Origin of the sequence: Quadrisphaera setariae (assembly GCF_008041935.1) — a bacterium.
Lineage (GTDB): Bacteria > Actinomycetota > Actinomycetes > Actinomycetales > Quadrisphaeraceae > Quadrisphaera > Quadrisphaera setariae.
Genome location: NZ_VKAC01000006.1, coordinates 1 through 16,120, shown reverse-complemented (window position 1 = coordinate 16,120; position 16,120 = coordinate 1). Strand labels below are relative to the sequence as shown.

Annotated in this window: 17 protein-coding genes; 13 read left to right on the top strand and 4 right to left on the bottom strand. The window is 75.8% G+C overall.

Annotation, left to right across the window (positions count from 1 at the left end):
• Positions 1–14: 14 nt before the first annotated feature.
• Genes mbhE through FMM08_RS10675 form a run of 6 tightly spaced genes read left to right on the top strand, consistent with a single transcriptional unit; the run spans position 15 to position 5,673 of the window.
• The gene (gene mbhE / locus FMM08_RS10700; protein WP_147926376.1) at positions 15–2,789 is read left to right on the top strand and encodes a hydrogen gas-evolving membrane-bound hydrogenase subunit E; all 2,775 of its coding nucleotides are present in this window, start codon (positions 15–17) and stop codon (positions 2,787–2,789) included.
• Positions 2,786–3,142 (top strand): sodium:proton antiporter, encoded by a 357-nt coding sequence (locus tag FMM08_RS10695; protein WP_147926375.1) that lies wholly within the window; start codon positions 2,786–2,788, stop codon positions 3,140–3,142. The genes mbhE and FMM08_RS10695 overlap by 4 nt, the downstream gene beginning before the upstream one ends.
• Positions 3,139–4,644, top strand: coding sequence for a proton-conducting transporter transmembrane domain-containing protein (locus FMM08_RS10690; protein WP_147926374.1), 1,506 nt, complete (start codon positions 3,139–3,141; stop codon positions 4,642–4,644). The genes FMM08_RS10695 and FMM08_RS10690 overlap by 4 nt, the downstream gene beginning before the upstream one ends.
• Positions 4,641–5,033, top strand: a complete 393-nt coding sequence (locus FMM08_RS10685) for a Na+/H+ antiporter subunit E (RefSeq protein ID WP_147926373.1) — start codon at positions 4,641–4,643, stop codon at positions 5,031–5,033. Before FMM08_RS10690 ends, FMM08_RS10685 begins: the two co-directional genes overlap by 4 nt.
• Positions 5,030–5,281, top strand: a complete 252-nt coding sequence (locus tag FMM08_RS10680) for an MrpF/PhaF family protein (RefSeq protein WP_147926372.1) — start codon at positions 5,030–5,032, stop codon at positions 5,279–5,281. The genes FMM08_RS10685 and FMM08_RS10680 overlap by 4 nt, the downstream gene beginning before the upstream one ends.
• The gene (locus tag FMM08_RS10675) at positions 5,278–5,673 is read left to right on the top strand and encodes a monovalent cation/H(+) antiporter subunit G (RefSeq protein ID WP_222710657.1); all 396 of its coding nucleotides are present in this window, start codon (positions 5,278–5,280) and stop codon (positions 5,671–5,673) included. The genes FMM08_RS10680 and FMM08_RS10675 overlap by 4 nt, the downstream gene beginning before the upstream one ends.
• Here FMM08_RS10675 and FMM08_RS10670 read toward each other — a convergent pair.
• From FMM08_RS10670 to FMM08_RS10655, 4 genes are read right to left on the bottom strand one after another with little or no spacing between them, the layout of a single operon-like run.
• Positions 5,613–6,788 (bottom strand): PP2C family protein-serine/threonine phosphatase, encoded by a 1,176-nt coding sequence (locus tag FMM08_RS10670; protein WP_147926371.1) that lies wholly within the window; start codon positions 6,786–6,788, stop codon positions 5,613–5,615. The two genes, FMM08_RS10675 and FMM08_RS10670, sit on opposite strands and share 61 nt — an antisense overlap.
• A 24-nt stretch (positions 6,789–6,812) precedes the next feature.
• Positions 6,813–8,474, bottom strand: coding sequence for a phosphoglucomutase (alpha-D-glucose-1,6-bisphosphate-dependent) (pgm, locus tag FMM08_RS10665; protein ID WP_147926370.1), 1,662 nt, complete (start codon positions 8,472–8,474; stop codon positions 6,813–6,815).
• A gap of 60 nt (positions 8,475–8,534) precedes the next feature.
• Complete coding sequence (locus FMM08_RS10660; RefSeq protein ID WP_147926369.1) at positions 8,535–8,726, bottom strand: PspC domain-containing protein; 192 nt, start codon at positions 8,724–8,726, stop codon at positions 8,535–8,537.
• 4 nt (positions 8,727–8,730) lie between these two features.
• Positions 8,731–10,203, bottom strand: coding sequence for an MFS transporter (locus FMM08_RS10655; RefSeq protein WP_222710656.1), 1,473 nt, complete (start codon positions 10,201–10,203; stop codon positions 8,731–8,733).
• A gap of 67 nt (positions 10,204–10,270) precedes the next feature.
• Between FMM08_RS10655 and FMM08_RS10650 the strand changes: the two genes are divergently transcribed.
• From FMM08_RS10650 to FMM08_RS24095, 7 genes are all read left to right on the top strand, one after another.
• Positions 10,271–11,167, top strand: coding sequence for a DNA-formamidopyrimidine glycosylase family protein (locus FMM08_RS10650; RefSeq protein WP_147926367.1), 897 nt, complete (start codon positions 10,271–10,273; stop codon positions 11,165–11,167).
• Between the two features lie 115 nt (positions 11,168–11,282).
• Complete coding sequence (locus FMM08_RS10645; RefSeq protein WP_222710655.1) at positions 11,283–12,644, top strand: hemolysin family protein; 1,362 nt, start codon at positions 11,283–11,285, stop codon at positions 12,642–12,644.
• The gene (locus tag FMM08_RS10640; protein ID WP_147926366.1) at positions 12,641–12,970 is read left to right on the top strand and encodes a rhodanese-like domain-containing protein; all 330 of its coding nucleotides are present in this window, start codon (positions 12,641–12,643) and stop codon (positions 12,968–12,970) included. Before FMM08_RS10645 ends, FMM08_RS10640 begins: the two co-directional genes overlap by 4 nt.
• An 18-nt stretch (positions 12,971–12,988) precedes the next feature.
• A complete protein-coding gene (locus tag FMM08_RS10635; RefSeq protein WP_147926365.1) occupies positions 12,989–13,696 on the top strand; it encodes a response regulator transcription factor in 708 nt (235 codons plus the stop codon).
• Complete coding sequence (locus FMM08_RS10630) at positions 13,680–14,690, top strand: sensor histidine kinase (RefSeq protein WP_222710654.1); 1,011 nt, start codon at positions 13,680–13,682, stop codon at positions 14,688–14,690. Before FMM08_RS10635 ends, FMM08_RS10630 begins: the two co-directional genes overlap by 17 nt.
• Positions 14,691–14,815: 125 nt before the next feature.
• Positions 14,816–15,595 (top strand): DUF4232 domain-containing protein, encoded by a 780-nt coding sequence (locus tag FMM08_RS23935; protein WP_304653984.1) that lies wholly within the window; start codon positions 14,816–14,818, stop codon positions 15,593–15,595.
• Between the two features lie 6 nt (positions 15,596–15,601).
• Positions 15,602–16,120 (top strand): Ig-like domain-containing protein (locus FMM08_RS24095; protein WP_369431703.1); only part of this gene is annotated, 519 nt, incomplete at its 3' end.

Genomic DNA, 16,120 nt, shown 5'->3' with positions numbered 1-16,120 from the left:
TACCGTCCGCAGGGATGATCATGGGGGTGGCGCTGGGGCTGCTCGCCGCCCTGGCCGCGAGCACCCCTCTGCTGGCGCGCGGACTCGGGCGGAGCACCGGGTTCGTGCTGGCCGCAGGCTTCCTCCTGGCCGCTGGGCTGCTGGTCAGCGCCGCTCCCGCCGTCCTGGACGGCCGCCCCCTCGAGGCGAGCGTCGCGTGGATCCCCAGCCTCGGCGTGGACGCCGCCCTGCGCCTGGACGGGCTGTCGCTCGTCTTCGCGCTCGTCGCCCTCGTGGTGGGGGCGCTCGTCATGGCCTACTGCGCCCGCTACCTGTCGGACGAGAAGGCGCGTGGTCCGGTGCTGCCGCTGCTGGCGGTCTTCGCCGCCGCGATGGTCGGGCTCGTCCTCGCCGACGACCTGGTGCTGCTCTACCTGTTCTGGGAGCTCACCACGCTGTGCTCCTTCGCGCTGCTGTCCACGGCGGGCGCGAAGGCCGTCGCCCCGGGCCGCCGCGCGCTCGTCATCACCATCGCCGGTGGTCTGGCGCTGCTGGTCGCCGTCGTCCTGCTGGCCCTCGCGGGCGGCACCACGCGGATCTCGGTGCTCCTGGCGGACCCGGACGCGGTGCTCTCCTCGCCGTGCGCGTGGCCGGTGGCGGCCTGCGTGCTGTTCGCGGCGATGACCAAGTCGGCCCAGCTGCCGGTGCAGTTCTGGCTTCCCGGGGCGATGGTCGCGATGACCCCCGTGAGCGCTTACCTGCACGCGGCGACCATGGTCAAGGCCGGCATCTACCTGCTGGTGCGCGCCTCCACCCTGTACGCCGAGCAGACGCCCTGGCAGGTCGCGCTGGTGGCCGTCGGGATGGCGACGGCCCTGGTCGGCGCGGTGGTGGCGCTGCGCGAGCACGACCTCAAGGCCATCCTGGCCCACTCCACCGTCAGCCAGCTGGGACTGCTCGTGGCGGCGATCGGCGTCGGCACGCCGACCGCACTGGGCGCCGCGCTGCTCCACACGACGGCCCACGCGATGTTCAAGGCCACGCTGTTCATGCTCGTGGGGATCATCGACGAGGAGACCGGCAGCCGCGACATCCGCGACCTGTCCGGACTGCGCCGGGCGATGCCGTGGACCGCGGCGGCCACGGCGCTGGCGGCGCTGTCGATGGCCGGGGTGCCGCCGACCCTCGGCTTCGTCAGCAAGGAGTACCTCTACCAGGGGTTCGTCACCGCACCCGGGCCCGCGTGGGTGGCACCGCTGGCAGCGGGCTGCGCCGTGGCGGCCTCGGCGCTGACCTTCGCCTACTCGATGCGGATCGTGTGGGGCGCCTTCGGCGGGCCGGACCACCCCGAGCTGTACGAGCCCGCGAAGAGCTTCCTGGCCCCGGCCGCCACCGCCGCGGCAGCGGGTCTGCTGCTCGGCCCCGCGGTGTCGCTGTTCGACCCCCTCGTCGACGCCGCGACGACCGCGGTCCTGCCCGGGGCCGCTCCGCCGCGCATCTACTTCTGGCACGGCCTGAGCACCGAGGTCGTGCTCTCCGCCGTGACCGTGGCGCTGGGGTCGGTGCTGTTCTGGAAGCGCGACGCGGTCGACGCCGTGCTGGTCCGTCTGCGCCTGCCCGACGCCGGGGCGGTCTTCGACGCCGGGCACGCGCGGCTGCTGGCGCTCGGTGGCCGGGTGGGCGCCGAGACGCGCAGCGGCTCCCTCGCGGGCCACCTGGCGCGGCCGCTGGCCGTGGTGGCGGTGCTGGGCGTCGTGGGCGCGGGGGTGCTCGGCGGCTCGCTGCCGGAGCGCACCGCCACCGCCGTCCCCGGAGAACTGGTGGTCCTGGCGCTGCTCGTGGTGGTGCTGGCCGCGGCCGCTGTGACCTCGTCGGCCGTGGTGCTCGTGGCGCTGGTCGGGCTCGTCGGCCTGGTGGTGGCGGTGCGGATCGTGCTGGTCGGCGCCGCCGACGTGGCCCTCACCCTGCTGCTCGTCGAGGTGCTCACCGCGGTGGTCGTGGTCCTGGCGCTGCGCGGGCGCCCGCTGCGCCTGCCGCGCCCCGGAGGACGCGGGGCCCTGCCCGCCGCGGCGCTGGCGGTGGGGACCGGCACGGCCGCGGGCCTGGCCACGTGGGCCCTGACCGGCCGGCGCGAGCTGTCGCCCACCGGTGCCTTCCTGCTCGAGGAGTCCGAGGCGCTGACCGGCGGCACCAACGTGGTGAACACCGTCCTGGTGGACTTCCGCGGTCTCGACACGCTGCTGGAGTCCGTGGTCGTGGGCGTCGTGGCCCTCGGGTTGGGCGTCCTCGCAGCTCCCGCGCGCGGCGGTCGTGGTGCGTCGGCAGGTGCCGCGGGCGACCCGCCGGACGTGGTGCTCCGGCTGGCCGCGCGGGCGCTGGCACCGGTGATGGTCGTGCTGTCGGTGTTCCTGCTGTGGCGCGGGCACGACCAGCCCGGCGGTGGCTTCATCGGCGGTCTCGTGGCCGGTGCGGCGGTGGTGGTCGTGCACCTCGCCGGTGCGCGGTCCGCGCGGGCCCGGTCGGCCGCGCGCCTCACCGACCCGGTGCTCCTGGCCGGCGTCGGAGCCCTGGTGGCCCTCGGGACCGGCCTGCTGCCCCTGCTGTGGGGCGGGGCGCTCATGGAGCCCTTCGCCGTGCCGGGCCTGTACGCGGTGGGCGTCAGCTCGGCCCTGGTCTTCGACGTCGGCGTCTACGCGCTGGTCGTCTCCCTCGTCGCGGCCTGCGTGAGGAGCCTGGGCACCGTGCCCGTCACCGCCGCCGTCGACGCCGTCACCGACCGGTCGGCCGCGCGGGGAGGGGCTGGCGCATGACCACGGCCGTCACCGTCGCCCTGCTCGTGGCCACCGGCACCTGGCTGGTGCTGCGGCGGGGGTTCCTGCGCGTGGTCGTCGGGTTCGTGCTGCTGGGCCACGGCGTCAACCTGCTGGTGCTCACCGCGGGGGGCACCGAGCGGCGCGGCTTCGCGCTGCCCGGCCAGCAGGGCGAGGGGCCCGCGGCCGACCCGCTGCCCCAGGCCTTCGTGCTGACCGCCGTGGTGATCGCGTTCGCGGTGACCGTGCACCTGCTGGGCCTGCTCCGGCAGGGACCGGTCACGGTGCAGGAGGGACCGGCTGACGGACCCGCCGCGGAGCCGGTCGAGGACGACGCGAGGGGACCGGCGTGAGCGCCCTCGTCGTCGCCGTCGTCACCCTGCCGCTGGTGGCGGCGGGGGTGCTCCTGCTGCTGCCCCGCACGCCGGGCGCCACCGCCGTCCGCCGGTGGGCCGCCCTCGCGGTGGTGGTGGCCGTGCTCGCGGCCACCGCGGCGCTCCTGCGGACGGCGCTGCAGGGGGCGCCCGCCGAGGCCGCGGCCGGCGGCTGGCCCGCGGGCGTCTCGATCGTCCTGCGCGCCGACGTGCTGGCGTGCCTCGGCGTGCTGGTGACGGGCGTGCTCGTGGCCGCCAGCCTCGTGGTGGCCGCGGGCACCCTGGAGGACCGCGAGCCCCTCTTCGCGCCGCTCGTGCTGGTGATGTCGGCGGGCGTGTTCGGCGCGCTGCTCACCACCGACCTGTTCAACCTGTTCGTCTTCGTCGAGGTGATGCTCATCCCCAGCTACGTGCTGGTGGCGCTGGGGCGCCGCGGGCCCGGCGGCGGCAGGCTCTACGTCACCGTGAACCTGCTGGCCTCGACGGTCTTCCTCGCCGGGGTCGGCCTCGTCTACGGCGCCGCGGGCACGGTCTCGCTCGACCAGCTGCGCGGAGCCGCCGGCGACCCGGCCGTGGCCACCGCCGCCGGCGTCGTGCTGGTGGCGCTGGCGGTGAAGTCGGCGGCGGTGCCCCTGCACTCCTGGCTGCCGGCCTCCTACGGCGCGGTGGGGCCCGCCGTGGTGGTGCTGTTCTCCGGGCTGCTCACCAAGGTCGGCGTGCTCGCCCTGCTGCGGGTGTGGGCCGTGGTCTTCGAGGGCGACACCCGCCTGGCGTGGGTGCTGCTCCTGGTGGCCGTGGCGACGATGGTGGTGGGCGTGCTCTCCGCGGTCGGCGAGGGGTCCGTGCGAGCGGTGCTGACCAACCACATGGTCAGCCAGATCGGGTACCTGCTGGTGGGGGTGGGCCTGGCGACGGTGGCCGGGTACGCGGCGGCGGTCTTCTTCCTCCTCCAGTACGCCGTGGTCAAGGCGGCCCTGCTGGCGGTCTCGGCCGCGGTGGAGGTGCGCGACGGCACCGGTCGGCTCTCGCGCCTGGGCGGCCTCGGGCGGCGTGAGCCGCTGCTGGCGCTCGCCTTCGCGCTGGCGGCGCTCGGGCTGGTCGGTGTGCCGCCCACCAGCGGGTTCGTCGCCAAGCTGCAGCTGGCCAGCGCAGCAGCGCAGGCCGCCAGCTGGTGGGTGCTCGTGGCCGTGGTGGCCGTCAGCCTCGTGACGCTGGTCTCGATGCTCAAGCTGTGGAACGGCGTCTTCGCGGGCGCTCCGCCCCGCCACGACCAGGAGGACCAGGAGGACCAGGACGACGACGAGGGTCTGCGCGACCAGGGCGGCGGCGTCGCCGTCGTCGTCCAGCAGCGGGTGCCGGTGGCCGTCCTCGCCCCCGCCCTGGCCCTCGCCGCCGGTGGTCTGGTGCTCGGCGTCTGGGCCGAGCCCCTCCTGAGCGCCAGCACCGCGGCGGCGGTCCAGCTGGTGGGAGGCGCACCGTGAGCGGTCTGCGCCGCCCGCGCCACGCGGCGGTCTTCGTGGCCGCCTACAGCCGTGACTTCCTGCGGGCCAACGCCCAGGTGGTCCGTGAGGTGCTCACCCCCGGCAGCGGTGTGGCGCCCGCCGTCCTGAGGGTGACGCTGCGCTCCCGCACGCCCTTCGAGGTGGCGACGCTCGCGGCGCTGGTGGGCCTGACGCCGGGCAGCGTGGTGCTGGCCGTCGACGACCCCGCCGCCGTCGTCCCGAGCCCCGGCGACCCTCGTGGCGACCCGGGGAGCGGGGGACTGTCGATGACCGTCCACGCCATGCACGCCCACGACCTCGAGGCCGAGCGGGCCGCCCTGCACCGCCTCGAGGACCGCCTGCTCGCTGTCCTGAGGGGTGCGCCGTGATCGTCTCCGGGGCGCTGCTGGTGCTGGCGGCCGCAGCTGTCGTGGCCGCCGTCCGCGTGGTGGTCGGTCCCACCGACGCCGACCGCGTGCTCGCCGTCGACCTCGGCTTCGTGGTGGTGCTCGCCGCCCTCGCCCTGCTGGCCGTCCGGCTGCAGGCACCGGCGCTGCTCGACCTCGTGGTCGCGGGGACGCTCGTGGGCTTCCTCGCCACCGTGGCCCTGGCCCGGCTCGTGGGGAGCCGGAGGTGACCGGCGGCTGGCTGGGCGCGGTGGGCCAGCTGCTCGTGGTCCTGGGCGTGGCGCTGGTCGCGGTGGGCGCCCTGGGGCTGCTCCGGCTGCCCGACACCTACCTGCGCGCCAACGCCGTCACGAAGGCCGCCGCGCTGGGGCTGGTGCTGCTCCTGCTCGGCGCCGCCGTGCTGGTGCCGGGGGTCGAGGCGACGGCGGTGCTCCTCGTGGCAGCGGCCCTGCAGCTCTTCACGGTGCCGGTGGCGGGGTACGCGGTGGGGGTGGCCGCCCACCGCTCCGGCGCGCCCTTCGACCCCCGCACCCAGCGGGACGACCTGCGCCCCGCCAGCCCTCAGCGGGAGGGAGAGCCCTCCTTGGAGCTCGACGACGACGGCGGGGGCGCACCCGGCTGAGGGACCCGCGGCACCGCTGCCGCCCGCGCCAGCGCGAGCAGGGCGAGGTCGTCGCGGAGCCGCCCGCGGGACCAGCGGCTGGCGCCGCGCACCACGCCGTCCAGGCCGAGCGACAGGGACCCGGTGGCCAGCTGCTCCGCCAGGAGCGCGGGTGCGTCGAGGAACGGCCCGCTGGCCTCGCGCGACAGCAGCTTGGGGCGGCGCGCCTCCAGCAGGCCGTCGGTCACCAGCACGAGGCGCTCGTCCTCGGCCAGCTGCCCGTGCAGCACGTCCGGCGGGTCCGCCAGCTCCAGGAGCCCCAGCGGTGGTCCGGGCACCACGGGCAGCTCCCGCGCGCGGGAGTCGCCCGGGGCCACCAGGTAGGGCGCGGGGTGCCCGCAGGAGAGGGCCTGCAGGTCACCGGTGGCACCGTCGACCTGCACCAGCGCCGCGGTGACGAAGACGTCCTGCCCCAGCGAGGCCCTCCGCACCGTGGTGTCCAGCGCCGTTGCCAGCTCCCCCAGGGACATCCCGTCGTGGGCGCGCTCGCGGAAGCTGCCGAGCACGTAACCGGCCAGGCGCACCGCCTCGAGGCCCTTGCCCTGCACGTCGCCCACGAGCGCGCGGACGCCCTGCGGGGTCTCGACCACGGCCACCAGGTCCCCGCCGATGCGCGCCAGCTGGGTGGCCGACCGGTACGTGCTGGCGCAGCGGAGCCCGCCGATCCGGCGCGGGGGCGGCTCGAGGATGGCCAGCTGGGCGGCGTCGGCCACGGTCGCGACCTGGGCGGCGCTCCGCTCCCGTCGTCGTCGGTGACGGGAGGCGAGAACGGCGATGACCGTGAGCACCGCGATGATGAGCAGCCGCGTCACGGCCGTGTCGCTGTTCGGGTCGTACTCGACGCGCGTCGCCTCGGCCACCCCCAGCCCGTAGGACAGCAGCACCGCGAGGGCCCCGGCGGCCGCTGTGCCCAGGGGGCCGCCCAGCGCTGCCGCGAGCAGGGGGACCGCCACGAGGGTGCCCGGGTACTGCAGGCCCTCCCGCTGGTACCAGTCGAGCCCGACGATCCCCAGCCCGAGCAGGGCGGGAGCCCCCCACCGCACGGCGCGCAGCGGCCGGGCGGCGGGGGACGGCATGCCTGATCCTCCCAGGCGGAGGGATCAGCCGGCCAGTGCCCTGCCCACGACCTCCCGGGCCTCCTCCTGCACGGCGGCGAGGTGGTCGGCGCCCTTGAAGGACTCGGCGTAGATCTTGTAGACGTCCTCGGTGCCCGAGGGGCGGGCCGCGAACCAGGCGTTCTCGGTGACCACCTTGAGACCGCCGATGGCCTCGCCGTTGCCCGGCGCCTCGGTGAGCACCGCGGTGATCCGCTCCCCGGCGAGGGTGTCGGCGCTCACGTCGGAGGGCGAGAGCGCCCCCAGGCGGGCCTTCTCCTCGCGGGAGGCGGGGGCGTCGACGCGCGCGTAGGCCGGGTCCCCGTGCTGGGACACCAGCTCGGCGTACAGCTCGCTGGGGCTGCGGCCGGTCACGGCCTGGACCTCACTGGCCAGCAGCGCCAGGAGGATCCCGTCCTTGTCGGTGGTCCAGGTGGTGCCGTCGTGCCGCAGGAACGACGCTCCCGCGGACTCCTCCCCGCCGAAGCCGACCGAGCCGTCGAGCAGACCGGGCACGAAGTGCTTGAAGCCGACCGGCACCTCCAGCAGCGTGCGGCCCAGCGAGGCCACGACCCTGTCGATCATCGACGACGACACCAGCGTCTTGCCGACGGCCGTCCCGGCGCCCCAGCCCGGGCGGTGGGCGAAGAGGTAGGAGATCGCCACGGCGAGGTAGTGGTTGGGGTTCATGAGACCGCCGTCGGGGGTGACGATCCCATGGCGGTCGGCGTCGGCGTCGTTGCCGGTGGCGACGTCGTACGGGGCCTTCCCGCCGTCGGCGGTCGCCATGATCTCGCGCAAGGACGCCATCGCCGACGGCGAGGAGCAGTCCATGCGGATCTTGCCGTCGGTGTCGAGGGTCATGAACGACCAGCGCGGGTCGACCTCGGGGTTGACCACGGTGAGGTCCAGGCCGTGGCGGGAGCCGATCTCGCCCCAGTAGCCCACGGCGGCACCGCCGAGCGGGTCGGCGCCGATGCGCACCCCGGCCTTCCTGATGGCCTCCAGGTCGAGCACGGAGGGCAGGTCGTCGACGTAGTGCGCGAGGAAGTCGTAGGAGCCGGCGCGGCCGCGGGCCTCGTCGAAGGGGACGCGCCGCACGCCGTCGAGGTCGCGCTCGAGCAGCTCGTTGGCCCGGGCGGCGATCTTCTTGGTGGCGTCGGACCCGGCCGGGCCGCCCGTGGGCGGGTTGTACTTGAAGCCGCCGTCGCGCGGGGGGTTGTGGGACGGCGTGACGACGATGCCATCAGCACGGCCAGCTCCTCCGCTGCCCCCCTGCGCGTTCAGCCGCAGGATGGCGTGGGAGACGGCGGGCGTGGGCGTGTAGCCGTCGCGGCTGTCGACCAGGACGTCGACGCCGTTGGCCACGAGCACCTCCAGCGCGCTGCGCCACGCCGGCTCGGACAGGGCGTGGGTGTCGCGCCCGATGACCAGCGGACCGCTGACGCCCTGCTCGGCGCGGTGCTCCACGATCGCCTGGGTGGTGGCCAGGATGTGCGCCTCGTTGAAGGCGGCATCCAGGCTGGAGCCGCGGTGGCCGGAGGTGCCGAAGACCACGCGCTGCCCGGGGTCGGAGGGGTCCGGCCGGCGCTCGGTGTAGGCGGCGAGCAGGGCGTCGAGGTCGACGAGGTCCTCGGGGCGGGCCTTCTGGCCGGCGCGGGGGTGCATGCTCGCCATCCCACCGCGCGCGCCCGGCGCGGCGCAACGCGTGGACCTCCGCGCGAGGGGCTACCGCTCCTTGGGGATCACGACCCACATGACGATGTAGGCGATGAACTGCGGCCCCGGCAGCAGGCAGGAGAGCACGGCCAGCAGGCGCAGCAGCGTCGGGCTCATGCCCCACCGCCGGGCCAGGCCGGCGCAGACACCAGCGATGATCTTGCCGTTGCGAGGGCGGACCAGTCCTCCGGGAGCAGCCATGCGATCACTGTCGCGCAGCAGCGGCTCCGGCGCGCGGCAGGGCGAGCAGGGCCAGGAGCGCTCCGGCCGCCACCAGGGCAGCGCACACGAGCATCCCCGTGCGGAACGCCGGTACCAGCAGCGCCGGGTCGGTGTACGCGGTGCCCGACAGGCCCACCACGGCGGGCAGGGCGGCCACGGCGAGCAGGCCCGCGGTGCGCGCCACGGCGTTGTTGACCCCGGAGGCCGCGCCCGCCAGCTCTCCCGGCGCGGCCGCCAGCACCCCGGCGGTCAGCGGCGCCACGAACGCCGCGAAGCCCAGGCCCATCACCAGCACCCCGGGCAGCACCGCGGTGGCGTAGGCGTCACCCGGAGAGGCTCCTGACAGGAGCACCAGGCCCGCTGCCCCCGTGGCCGCACCGGCGGTGAGCATCGAGCGCACCCCGTACCGCTGCCCCAGCGCCCCCGCACGACCCGAGAGCAGCCCGAGCAGCAGCGACGACGGCAACGACGCCAGCCCCGCCTGCAGCGCCGTCCACCCCAGCGACACCTGCAGCTGGAGCACCAGCAGCAGCTGCATCCCCGACAGCGCCGCGTACACGAGCAGCGTGAAGCCGTTGGCGGCCGTGAAGGTGCGGTCGGCGAACAGCGACGGCGGCACCACGGGGAAGGCCGCCCGCCGCTCCCGCACCACGAACCCCACCGCCAGCGCCGCGGCTGCCGCCCCGGCGCCGAGCACCGCCGCGTCGGACGCTGGGTCCGGCACCTCCCCGGCCCGCGTCAGCGCCCACGTCAGCCCCGCGAGCGCCGCGGCGCCCAGCGCGGCACCGGGCAGGTCCAGGCGGTGCGTGCGGGCGGCTCCGTCCCGGGTGTCGGGCACCTTCCGGGCCAGGGCGACGGCGAGCGCGGCCACCGGGAGGTTCAGCGCGAACACCAGGCGCCAGTCGAGGGCCACGAGCGCCCCGCCCACGACGGGTGCGGCCACGGTGGCCAGCGTGGTGGCGCCCGACCACAGCCCGATGGCGCGAGCGCGGTCCTCGCGCCGCAGCACGGTCTGCAGCAGCGCCAGGGACATGGGCGTCAGCAGGGCGGCGCCCACGCCCTGGAGCGCACGGGCGCCCACGAGCACCTCGGCGGTGGGCGCGAGCGCGCAGGCCGCCGAGGTGACCGCGAACCAGACGACGCCCACCACGAACACCCGGCGCCGTCCCCACCGGTCGCCCAGCGCCCCGCCGAGCAGCACCAGCGCCGCCAGGCTCAGCGTGTACGCGTTGACCGTCCACTGCAGGACGCCCAGCTCGGCGCGCAGGTCCCGCCCGATGCTCGGCAGCGCGATCGACACCACCTGCGCGTCCAGGAACGCCACCGCGGAGCCGGCCGTGCTCGCCACCAGCACCGCGCGCCCCGTCGGCGAGGCCAGCGCCACCCCGCTGCGGTCCGCCGGGCGGGCGCGCTCGTCGTCGTCGTGACCGGCGGAGGGGGTTCGCTGGTCCGGCACGGTGACGATGGTCCTCGCTCGGCCGCCAGAGCGCGTGCTCACGCCCATCCGCTGCCACGCTGGCGACGTGCCCGAGCTGCCCGAGGTCGAGGCCCTGGCCGGATTCCTGCGCCAGCGCCTGGTGGAGCGCCCCGCCGCCGAGGGCGGCGCCGCCGTCGTCGCCGAGGTGGGCGTCGGTGCCATCAACGTGCTGAAGACCTTCGACCCGCCGCCGTCCGCGCTGGCGGGCCTGCCGGTGACGGGCGTCAGCCGGCACGGCAAGTGGCTCGACCTCGACCTGGACGGCCTGCACCTGGTCGTCCACCTGTCGCGCGCCGGGTGGCTGCGCTGGTCCGAGCAGCTGCCCACCACCCCCGTGCGGCCCGGCAAGAGCCCGCTCGCGCTGCGGGTGCTCCTCGACGACGGCGGGGAGGGACGGCCGGGGTTCGACCTCACCGAGCAGGGGACCCAGAAGCGGCTGGCGGTCCACGTGGTCCGCGACCCGCGGCAGGTGCCGGCCATCGCCTCCCTCGGGCCGGACCCGATGGACGACTCCTTCGACCTGTCGGTGCTGCAGGCCCTGCTCACAGGGTCGCGCCAGCAGGTGAAGGGGCTGCTGCGCGAGCAGTCGGTGCTCGCGGGGGTGGGCAACGCCTACTCCGACGAGGTGCTGCACGCCGCGCGCATCTCGCCGTTCGCGATCTCCGGCAAGCTCGACGACGACCAGGTCTCCCGCCTGCACGCGTCCCTGAAGGACGTGCTCGCATCGGCGGTCGCCGCGGCAGCGGGCAAGCCGGCGAGCCAGCTCAAGGACGCCAAGCGCGCCGGGATGAGGGTGCACGGCCGCACGGGCGAGACCTGCCCGGTGTGCGGTGACGTGGTGCGGGAGGTGTCGTTCGCCGACCGCTCGCTCCAGTACTGCGCCACCTGCCAGACCGGCGGCCAGGTGCTGGCCGACCGGCGGACGTCCAAGTTCCTGCGCTGACCCTCCCAGCGCTCCGCGCTCCTCGACCGCAGGTCCCCCCACGCAGCGGTGGGGGCCTCCTGGACGGGTGACGGCCGACGGGTCCGCACCCGCCACCTGCACCAGACTGGACGGCGTGGAACCCGGCTTGCTCCTGAACGTCACCGTCGTCGTCGTCCTGGTGCTCATCGGCGGGTTCTTCTCCTGCTCGGAGCTGGCCGTCGTCTCGCTGCGCGAGAGCCAGGTGCGGGCCATGGCCGCCAAGGGCGGTCGGGGCGCCGCCGTGGAGCGGCTCACCGGGGACACCAACCGGTTCCTGTCCGCGGTGCAGATCGGCGTGACGCTGTCGGGCTTCCTCGCCTCGGCGTTCGGCGGCAGCCAGATCGCCGTCGTCGTCGCCCCGTGGCTGGTGTCGCTGGGGCTGTCGCAGGGCGTGGCCGACCTGGTGGCCCTCGTCGTGGTGACCGCGCTGGTCACGTACGTGTCGCTGGTGCTCGGCGAGCTGGTGCCCAAGCGCCTGGCGCTGCAGCGCTCCGAGGGCGTCTCGCTGTTCGTGGCGCCGATCCTCGACAGGATCGCCGCCGTGACCACGCCGGTCGTCTGGCTGCTGGGCCGCTCGACCGACGCGGTCGGCCGCCTCGTCGGGCTCGACCCGAAGGCCTCCCGCGAGGAGGTGACGGAGGAGGAGCTGCGCGACATGGTCTCCACCCACGAGCAGCTCGACGAGACCGAGCGCCGCATCGTGGCCGACGTCTTCGACGCCGCCGACCGCCGCCTGTCGGAGGTGATGGTGCCGCGCACCGAGGTCGCCTTCCTCGCCGCCGACCTCGACCTCGAGGAGGCCGTCACCGTGGTGGAGGACCAGCCGCACTCCCGCTACCCCGTCACCGGGGAGTCCTCCGACGACGTCCTGGGCTTCGTGCACGTGCGCGACCTGCTCACCGCCGCGCACCGCGGCCAGCACGGCTCGGTGGCCGACCTCGTGCGCCCCGTGGCGCTGCTGCCGGGCAGCAAGACCCTCCTGCCCTCGCTCACCGAGATGCGCCGCAGCGGCCGCCACCTGGCCGTGGTCGTCGACGAGTACGGGGGCACCGACGGCATCGTCACCCTCGAGGACCTCGTGGAGGAGCTGGTCGGCGAGATCGAGGACGAGTACGACCCCCACGCCGGCGAGCCCCGCTGGTCCACCGCCGCCACCGGCCCGGTGGAGCTCGACGGTCTGCTCCACCGCGACGAGGTGGAGGAGGCCACCGGCGTCGAGCTGCCCGAGGGGCCCTACGAGACCCTCGCGGGCTTCGTCATGACGTCCCTGGGCCGCCTGCCGGGTCTCGGGGACGAGGTCCGCGACCTCAGGCACCTGTTCACCGTGGTGGAGGTGGACGGCCGCCGCCCCTCCCGCATCCGCGTGGAGCCGCTGGCGCAGGATGGGCCCGGAACCGCTGACACCCCCGACAGCGCCGACGACGACCAGCCCGAGCCGACGAGGAGCCCCGCATGACCGAGCCCGCCCCCGTGGTGACCGCCGACCAGGTGCCGGACGGCGCCGTGCTGCTGGACGTCCGCGAGCAGGACGAGTGGGACGCCGGCCACGCGCCCGGGGCCCTCCACGTGCCGCTCGGCGACCTGCCCTCCCGCCTGGGCGAGCTCCCCGCAGACGCCGAGCTGCAGGTGCTCTGCCGCGCCGGTGGCCGCGCCGCCCGCGCCGCGGCCTGGCTGCAGGAGAACGGCTACGACGCGGTGGTGGTCGACGGCGGCATGGGCGCCTGGCAGGACGCCGGCCGCCCGGTGGTCTCCGAGGACGGCAGCGAGCCCCGCGTCATCTGACGGCCCGGGGCACCGCCGGTGGTCGCGCTGCTGCTCGTCGACGACGAGCCCGCCATCACCGACAACCTCGCGCCGCTGCTGCGGCGGTCGGGGTTCACCGTGGACGTCGCCGCCGACGGGGACAGCGCGCTGTCGAGGATCCGCGCGGGCGGCTACGACCTGGTGGTGCTCGACGTCATGCTCCCCGGCACCGACGGCCGGGAGGTGCTGCGCACCGCCCGCTCCGAGGGTCGCACCACGCCGATCATCCTGCTGACGCAGGTGGGGGAGTCCTCCGAGCGCGCTATGGCGCTGGAGGAGGGCGCCGACGACTACCTCAACAAGCCCTTCGACCCCTACGAGCTCATCGCCCGGGTCCGGGCCGTGCTGCGCCGCGGCGGGGACGCCGCCCAGGCCGGCCTCGCCAGCGCCCAGCGGCTGCGCAGCGGGGAGGTCGTGCTCGACCGGGCGTCCCAGCGGGTCACCCGCGACGGCAGGGAGGTGGTGCTCACCCCGCGCGCCACCACGCTGCTGGCCTACCTCATGACCCACCCTGACGAGGTGCTCACCCGCGAGCGGCTGCTCGAGGCCGTGTGGGGCTGGTCGTACGCCACCAGCACCCGCTCCGTGGACACGCGCGTGGCCGAGCTGCGCCGCGTGCTCGAGTCCGACTCCTCCGACCCGGCGATGATCGTCACCGCACCGGGCTCCGGGTACCGCTTCGCCGCCCGTGTCGAACCCGCCTGACCGCGCGGGCGTCCAGCGCCGCAGCAGGCTGCGGTGGGCGCTCGCCGTCGTCGTCGCCCTCCTCCCGCTGGCGGCGGGCGCGGCGCTCGCGGCGGTGGCTGCGACGGGCGGGCTCCCCGACGCGCGGGTGCGCGTGGCGCTGAGCGCGCAGCCGCACGACTGGTTCCTCGCCGCCGGGGCCGTCCCGACCGTGCTGGCGCTCGGGGTGCTCGCGCTGCTCGCCCGCCGTGACGCGGTGGCCCACCGGCGCGCGGCCGAGCTGGTCTCGGCGGCGGCCGAGGAGCGCCGGCTGCTGCTCTCGCGCCTCGACCACGAGTTGAAGAACCCGCTGACCGCGATGCGCGCCGCCGTCGCCAACCTCTCCAGCACCCGGGTCGCCGTCGGTCCGGAGGGCCGCGGCCCGGGCGACGACGACGGCACGGCTGCGGCGCTGGCGAGCATCGAGGAGCAGGCCGTACGGCTGAGCCGCCTCACCGGGGACCTGCGCAAGATAGCCGACGTGCGCTCCGGGGTCCTGGAGCGCTCTCCGGTGGACCTGGCACCGCTCCTGGCCGACGCCGTGTCGGTGGTGCAGTCGCCGCGGGGCCCGTCGGTGCACCTCGACCTGCCGCGGGCCCCGTGGCCGCTGCCGCCGGTGCTGGGAGATCACGACGTGCTCGAGCTGGCGGTGGTCAACCTCCTCGACAACGCCGTGAAGTACACCCCGCCCGACGGGACCGTCGAGGTGCGGGCCCGCCACTCCGGCCGTGACGTGGTGCTCGAGGTGGCCGACACCGGCCCCGGCATCGCCGCCGAGGAGCTGGAGCAGGTCTGGGAGGAGCTGTACCGCAGCCCTCGCACCCGCGCCGTGCCCGGCAGCGGTCTCGGCCTGGCGCTGGTGAGGGCGGTGGCGGAGCGGCACGGGGGGTCGGCGTCGGTGGAGAGCAGGGTGGGCAGGGGCACCGCCGTGCGGCTCGTGCTGCCCGCGGCGGACGGGGCGCAGGGGCCCGGCTGAGGCCCCTCGCGGTCCTTCGCGGCCCTTCGCGGCGTGGTGTGACGGGGCTGGTGCGGGACGTGTCAGGACGGTCACACCGCTGAGCCGCAGCGGTTGCCCCAGCGACCTACCGTGGGTCTGTGACCATGACGACGACGAACCGCCCGACCGGCGGTGCAGCAGCGCGGCGCGCCGCGCGGTGGGCCGTGGCGGCGTGCAGCGCCGGCGTGCTGGCGGGGTCGCTGGCCGGCTGCTCGTTCACCGGCAGCGTCGAGGACGCGGGGGCTGCCAGCGGCACCCCCACCTCCAGCTCGCCCTCCGCCAGCGGCAGCCCGAGCCCGTCGAGCGGCGCTCCGTCCAGCGCCACGACGTCCACGGGGGCTCCGGGCGGCCCGGCGGAGTCCGCTGGCACGAGCACCGGCCCGGCCGGCTCGTCCGGCTCCTCGGGTGGCGGAGGGTCGTCAGCGGGTGGAGGGACCGCTGGTGGGAGCGGCGCCGCGACGACGTGCCGCACCTCGGACCTGGCCCTCTCGCTGCTGCCCGGTGAGGGCGGCGCCAGCGCCGGCCACCAGCACTTCACCATCCAGCTCACCAACCGCGGCGCGACCGCCTGCACGCTCGACGGCCACCCCGGTGTCTCGCTCGTCACCGGTGACGCCGGCCAGCAGCTGGGGGCTGCTGCCTCCCGGGAGGGCACCCCGGCACTCGTCCGGTTGGGGCCCGGCGCCTCGGCCTACGCCGACCTCAGCGTGGCGCAGGCTGGTGACTACGACGCCTCCCAGTGCCAGCCCCAGGCCGCGAAGGGGCTGCGGGTCTACCCACCGGACCAGACCGCGTCGGCGTTCGTGCCCGCGGACGGGCTGACCGGCTGTGCGTCCTCGTCCGTCGTCCTCCTCGTGGTGGACCCCGTCGTCGCGGGGCGGTGACGCCGCGTGCGCGAGCTCGGAGCGACTGGCGGCGCTCGGCGCGAAGCGCCCAGGTGGCGGACCTCGCCGACCTACGCTACGAGCGTGGTGCACACGGGGGTGGGCGGATCGAGCCGTCGGGCGTTCCTGCTGGCGGTGGCTGGCGGGGTGGCCGGCGTCGGCGGGCTGCTGGCGGGCTGCGGTCCCTCCAGCTCTGACGGGGCTGCGGGCGCAGGTGCTGGTGCTGGTGCGTCGCCGTCGAGGAGCGCTGCTCCGGCGGCGCGGGTGTCGTTGGCCGTCGACGGTGTGGACGCTGGTGGGACTGCCTCGGCGGGTGCGTCTGCCTCGGCGGGTGCGTCTGGGCCGGCGGGTGGGGGTGGGGTGACCTCTCCGGTGCCGGTGGTGCGGGCCACGGTCAGCGGGGGTGAGCTGCAGGCGGTGGTGGTCACCGGTGCTGACGGGGTGCAGATCACCGGGGCTGGTGCTGGGGATGGGTCCTGGTCTCCGGAGGAGCCGTTGGAGCTGGGTGCGTCCTACACCGCGGTG